Below are 518 nucleotides of genomic sequence, written 5' to 3'. Positions count from 1 at the left end.
AAAAACAATTAGAGCCCTACTGACAGATCCAGTAAGGCTCTACTATTGTTCTTTAAAAGGGTTAACGGCAGCGAGTGGCCAACTGGTTCATCTCCGCCCAAGAAACTCTCGTAATTCGACTAACTTGTAGATTACGTCTTCTACTGATTGCGCTTTTTCTTCTTTTTACCCGTTCCTGCTGGCTTTGCGCGCGGCTTCATCGGTAAAAAGTAGGCTTCACTTTGGTCATCTTCCACTTCAAAGCCTTCTACCTGCTCGCGTTCAAGCTGGAACTTATTTTTCTTTTCTATCACTTTAAAGTGGTGGTAGTCATCGTAATCGATAAGAGATAGACCTAGACCCACTTCCCCTGCACGGCCACTGCGTCCGATGCGATGCATATAATCGGCAGGACTACGCGGAAGATCGAAGTTAATCACCACTGGCAATTTTTCAATATCGAGACCGCGCGCTGCGATATCGGTAGCAATCAGTACTTGAATCTCACCAGACTTAAAACCATCAAGAACGCGAGTACG

Annotated in this window: 1 protein-coding gene; it reads right to left on the bottom strand. The window is 45.8% G+C overall.

The genetic code is table 11. The features are described 5' to 3' along the window. Positions 1 to 140 precede the first annotated feature (140 nt). Positions 141 to 518, bottom strand: a 378-nt coding sequence (locus R7Q48_RS31075; RefSeq protein ID WP_318134270.1) for a C-terminal helicase domain-containing protein, incomplete at its 5' end; no start/stop codon positions are given.

Source organism: Vibrio sp. 378 (assembly GCF_033339435.1).
The sequence above is the reverse complement of the archived record's forward strand: the minus strand, read 5'-3'. Positions and strand labels throughout refer to the sequence as shown.